Consider the following 5,487-nt stretch of genomic DNA (forward strand, 5'->3'; position numbering starts at 1 on the left):
GATGTTGCGAAGGGCACCTTCGCCAGGGGCGCGACGTCTACAACGCGGACAGGCATCCTTCCGTTGAGCAAAGTCACAGCTGAAACGGATAAATCAACAAAACAGGAATACTGGCAACTACGGCCAGAAAATGCTTATGCGCCCAAAGGGCAGGCTGAGCCTCAGCTTCTGTCACAGTATGATTTGGCGAAGCTGGGCTTCAGAACTGAAACCTCAGAGCCTGCCAGTTTTGATTACCTGGATGGAAAAAACCAGCCCACTGGATTCTTCCGCAGTCTTATCAACGCACTTTACGAGGCTGCGACCGGTGATACCCGGACCAGCCATGCCCTGGTTAAACATAATTATCAGCGCCTGCTGGATAAAATTGATAGTGGAAGCGATCGTTACTCTCCGATGGAATACTGGAGAGCACTTCATAATCCCGATTATCGTGACATCATCCAGAAAACAATCGTAAAACATCCCAGTGACTGGTACTTCAAAAAAGGTGATGCTATCTGGCAACCTTTCCTCAACGCGCTGAAGAAAGACGCTCCGGAATGGAAGAAATATAGTGAGGATTTCCTGGATAAGATGGCCTGGATGCAGGATGTGTCCACTGAGAAATTAGGGCCTTCGTTGTGGCATATGCACCCAATAATGTTTTTGGGGATGATGAAGCTCAATAGCAAAATTAAATACATATATACTGATTATAAACTTACACTACATGAAATGTTGAAGAAGCAACTGACAGTGTTAAATATGCATGGAAATGACCCAATATCACCCGCGTCAAGAGAGCGTGTTGTGGGGGAATATATCAACCCACAAAAATATGAAGATAAAGAGGGGGAGAGTATATTTCAGTTCTTGGTGATCAAAGGCTACATGGGAGTTCCAGAGGAACAATTAAAGGCTTTTTTAAGTGGTAAAGGAACACTATCTGGCCAAGAGAAGACATTTATCGAAGCGGCTAAGAAATACGATATAAATGAATGTTATCTCGCTGCTCACGCGGTAGTTGAAACAGGAAACGGTAGCCCAAGAGGAATGGGAGGTGGACGAACGTTCAATTATAAAAATCAAGGCGAGAGGAAAGTATACAATATGTACGGGATTGGGGCCGTTGACAACAATGCCACATTGGGCGGACTCGGCACTGCTTACTATAAAGGATGGTTTACCCCTGAACTTGCCATTGATAGTGGTGCTCAATATATATCTGCAAATTTTGTTAACAGTGCAAAACATAAATTCCAAAACACTCTTTACAAGATGAAATGGAATCCTGAAGCCCCAGCAAGTCATGAATACGCATCTTCTGTCAACTGGGCAAATGAAATATCTAAAAACATCCGAAAAATTTGTGGTCATGACCTTTCAGTAATATCTTCTGATATAGTGTTTGATATCCCTAGATACAAGGAGTGATTGTGAAAACCTGCCTATCATTTTTGATTTTAACATGTTCAATGATCACCGGCGCACACGGAGTTTGCCTTGACAATATAGCATCTAAAAACATCTTAACAAATTCACCTCCAAAAGAAATGATTGTAAACACACAGAATCGTTTGTATTTCTATTCGGCTCCAGAAGAAGACTGCAAAATTAAAGATTTGTTTGTTGTGAATAGTGATCACTTGCTTACATATCATGAAAGTCAAAGCTTCACATATGTAAGCTACTTAAGTGACAAAAATAAAATAACAAGCGGGTGGATTCATTCAAATGGCGTGAGTACAGTAGCAACTAAAAATAACATAAAAAGACGTTATAAGTATAAATGATTTTCTAGTAACCTATAAAATAAACTCTCCAATTTTATTAGGTTCCTCATCTAAACAATTTAATAGCTGGGCACAGAAAAACAACCTAGAATTGTCTGATCCATCATTGGCTGGAATTGATGAAAACAACTGGACAGTATCATTCGATGGAGGATATGTCGGACTTAACGAAGTTGATAAGTCCATAGAAGGTAGGATCGATAATGACAGCGAGACCTATTTAGCTATCTTTAACATATCTGGTGCGGGGTTCGAAACATATCGTGGCATCTCAATTGGTAGCAGTTGGAATGATATGTTAGATAAATATGGCAAAGGCAAGGCAATTGTTGACGGACAATCATGTTTGACTTACCCTTACTTTTGGATGAAACTAACTTTTTGCAAAAAAGACGATTCAGTTAGCATGATAGAAATGTCTGATGTCCCACCTAAATAATGATTCTGAAAAATAAGTCTGTATTTGGATGGTTTTGTGATGACTATCTTTATTTCGACAATGAACTGATTTTTGATGTTCCAGTTCATAAATGAAGACGATTGCAGATTTTATCAATACTTTGATTTGAAGCTAAGCTTCTGCCTTGACTCATCGAGTATTGTGCAGTCTATTTCGTTTGAAAACTACCCGACAAAACCATAGCAGTTATTGCTGATTCAGCATACATATATACGGATGATACATACTGGCTCAAGGTAGAGCCCATACTTGAAAGCGATAAAAGGACTTTCAATGAAGGAATCCCTAATTCTGAAGTGTATTTTCATAATCTCAATTTATTTATACTCAAGTATTGCATTTGCGAACGACGATTGTGAAAATTATGGAAGAAAATCTGAAATATCGCAAACTTACATTAATCCGGATAACAATTCATTTGAAGTGGCTTCCACAAAGCGGCTTTATTTCTTTAGTTCCCCGAATAAGGCTTGCAAGATAAATGATCTTTTCCTGGTGCCAGGAGACATTATAACCGGGCATACAGAATACAACGGCTATGTTTCTGCTTCTTATGCAAAAAATGAGTCATGGTCAGTCACCGGATGGCTTGACAAATCACAACTAAAACATCTCGACATAAAAAACAATCACCCTATAAAAAGTCATTGTGAATTAGTTTCTGATTTAGCTGCGACACAGGCTTTTAGCGGAGGGTTCAAGATACCAAGCAATGCATTCTCAACAGCGGCTAAGACAAAGGTTATGCTCTATAATGCACCTGACCGAATCTGCCCAAAAGAAAACATCTTTATTATTAAATGTGACAATGTATATGCACTCAAAAAATATGCAGATTTCATTTTGGTGCAGTATGTGACAACGTCGGGAAAAGATGTTTTCGGCTGGATTCCCCAATCAGAACTAAAAGAATTCAGTCCAACCATCACACTTCATAATAACACTCAAATTAATATCATTGACTTTATCGTCATAAAAAATAAGAAATGGATCGGGATTGGTTCTTTCTATGGCAATAAACTTTCTGGCATAGATGAAGACGAAACAGGTTCTTCTTATATAGGAGATTTTCCTAATGCTGTCGGTGGGTTATATAAATACACAATGCATATTTATAAAGATCTAAGTTTAGTTTCCTCAAATACTAATTATGATAAAAGACAATATACAATTGATGATAGCTATATAATCTCGGCAATTAACTTAGAAACCCCAGCGTATTCTACGTTACGCGGAATAAAAGTTGGCGACCCTGCTGATAACGTGTTTAAAGCCTATCCTGCGAATCAGGCACAAATAACGCCTGAAAAAATCAGTTACACGCTCGGTGATTTGTATCTGGATTTCACACTAAAAGCTAACAAAGTATCATCAATTAACATGGGGATACCTATCCCTGGAGAGGAATAAAATGCTTCAGATAATCAGAAAAGGCGATAAAACAACCCACGGAGGTTCAGTACTGACAGCCTCAGAAACGATGAAATTCGGTGGTATTGGTGTTGCCCGAAAAGGCGACAAAGTGTCATGCCCGGTTCTGGGACATGGCCTTACAATCATCGTAGAAGGCAATCCCCGGAAACGCTGACGCTTAACGGTGGCGGGTCTTACCTGAGGCTGAGTAAGAACGGGATTGAGCATGGTTCATCTGGTGAGTTCATTATGAAAACATCGAACTATCTGGTACCAGGCTCGGGCGCAAATCTTCCCAACGAAACACCCAATTTCAGCCTGACGGATATCACTCAGGAAAGCAAAATCAGCAGTAAGTCATTCAATGACTGACAGGGAGTGTGAATCGTGTCTGTATTACCCAAAATTGTCTGGCCAATCCCTTCCAACAGTCGGGGAAATGAGTTCAAAAATCAGGAAGAGATCCTCTCTCATGTCGGGGGGGAATCCACCGGGCAGTATATGATTGGCCGCAGTGGCATGTGGCATGGCGGGATCCATATCACCGAAGCAACGACCCCGTGGTGTGCGCTTAGCGGTAAGTCTCCACTTGAAGCGATAGATTTTCCAGTTCCTTTTAAAGGTGAGCAGGCAATTCGATGCATGGCTGATGGGGAAGTGGTTGCTTATCGTGTCTGCAGGGATTATCTGACGCTTGCATGGGAATCCGGTCCGCTGAACTTTTCCGGTTCGTTTGTTCTGGTTAAACACTATATCCAGCCGGGTGAGAAAGAAACCAGCGGACTGCATTTCTATACACTGTATATGCATCTTGCGCCGTATTCAGCTTATGAGGCTGAAGCAGAAAATCAGTGGGTTATTCAGGATACTCTAAAAGCATATTCTGAAATGGACTGGCTGACGGCGAAACTGACTTCAGATAAAACTTCTCCACAAATTGCAGGGCACATGCCTGAAGGGGCCAGAGTGGAGTGGGACCCGGCAGACAGCAATCTTAACGCCACAGGAAGTAACAAGAGAAAATACGGTCTTGTGACGCTAAAGGGGTTACCAGAAAAAACCAGCAGTACCCTCACACCCGGCCAGCGCTACTGGATTGCTGTGGATAACAACAATGTTAAGTCAGCGCCGGGGGCCGGGCCCGACTGGTGGCGACACTTGCTTCCTCCCGCCAAGGAATCCATGGTATTCGATAAAACAGTAAGTCTCAGTTCTCCATTGGCTATTAAGGCCGGTGACCCGATTGGCCACATGGGCTACTATCAGGCACCAAAAGATGGTGGTTATGAGGCACGATACCAGGTGCATATCGAATGCACGAGCATGGATGATAACCTGGAGAAGTTCCTGGCCAATCCAGAAAAAGTGGGGGAGGAAAAACCCGCTCTGGCTGAAGTATTCTCCTGGCCTTGCTCTGTACACAAAAGACGTAGCGAAAGGCACCTTCTCAAAGGAGGCGACGTCTACAACGCGGACAGGCATCCTTCCATTGAGCAAAGTCACAGCTGAAACGGATAAATCAACAAAACAGGAATACTGGCAACTACGGCCAGAAAATGCTTATGCGCCCAAAGGGCAGGCTGAGCCTCAGCTTCTGTCACAGTATGATTTGGCGAAGCTGGGCTTCAGAACTGAAACCTCNAGAGCCTGCCAGTTTTCGATTACCTGGAATGGAAAAACCCAGCCCACTGGATTCTTCCGCAGTCTTATCAACGCACTTTACGAGGCTGCGACGGTGATACGCGAACCAGTCATGCCCTGGTGAAGCATAATTACCAGCGCCTGCTGGATAAAATTGATAGTGGAAGCGATCGTTACTCTCCGATGGAGTACTGGAGA

The 5,487-nt window shown here is 42.4% G+C and carries 5 protein-coding genes and 2 pseudogenes; all 7 read left to right on the forward strand.

The window, feature by feature from the left end; translation table 11 throughout:
* On the forward strand, window positions 1–1,416 hold a 1,416-nt coding region (locus tag CRI63_RS24065; RefSeq protein ID WP_205713433.1), incomplete at its 5' end, for a glucosaminidase domain-containing protein.
* Between the two features lie 2 nt (window positions 1,417–1,418).
* Window positions 1,419–1,775, forward strand: coding sequence for a hypothetical protein (locus CRI63_RS23495; RefSeq protein WP_135520988.1), 357 nt, complete (start codon window positions 1,419–1,421; stop codon window positions 1,773–1,775).
* Window positions 1,776–1,866: 91 nt separating this feature from the next.
* A complete protein-coding gene (locus CRI63_RS23500) occupies window positions 1,867–2,214 on the forward strand; it encodes a hypothetical protein (RefSeq protein WP_135520991.1) in 348 nt (115 codons plus the stop codon).
* A gap of 294 nt (window positions 2,215–2,508) precedes the next feature.
* The gene (locus CRI63_RS23505) at window positions 2,509–3,645 is read left to right on the forward strand and encodes a hypothetical protein (RefSeq protein WP_135520993.1); all 1,137 of its coding nucleotides are present in this window, start codon (window positions 2,509–2,511) and stop codon (window positions 3,643–3,645) included.
* Between the two features lies 1 nt (window position 3,646).
* Window positions 3,647–3,811: pseudogene (locus CRI63_RS23510) on the forward strand (PAAR domain-containing protein); the annotation flags it as partial.
* Window positions 3,808–4,020, forward strand: a pseudogene (locus CRI63_RS23515) (type VI secretion system tip protein VgrG); the annotation flags it as partial. The pseudogenes CRI63_RS23510 and CRI63_RS23515, both read left to right, overlap by 4 nt.
* 15 nt (window positions 4,021–4,035) lie before the next feature.
* Entirely contained in the window at window positions 4,036–5,157 is a 1,122-nt protein-coding gene (locus CRI63_RS23520; protein WP_346763499.1) for a hypothetical protein, read from the forward strand.
* Window positions 5,158–5,487 lie beyond the last annotated feature (330 nt).

Origin of the sequence: Escherichia sp. E2661 (assembly GCF_004745185.1) — a bacterium.
Lineage (GTDB): Bacteria > Pseudomonadota > Gammaproteobacteria > Enterobacterales > Enterobacteriaceae > Escherichia.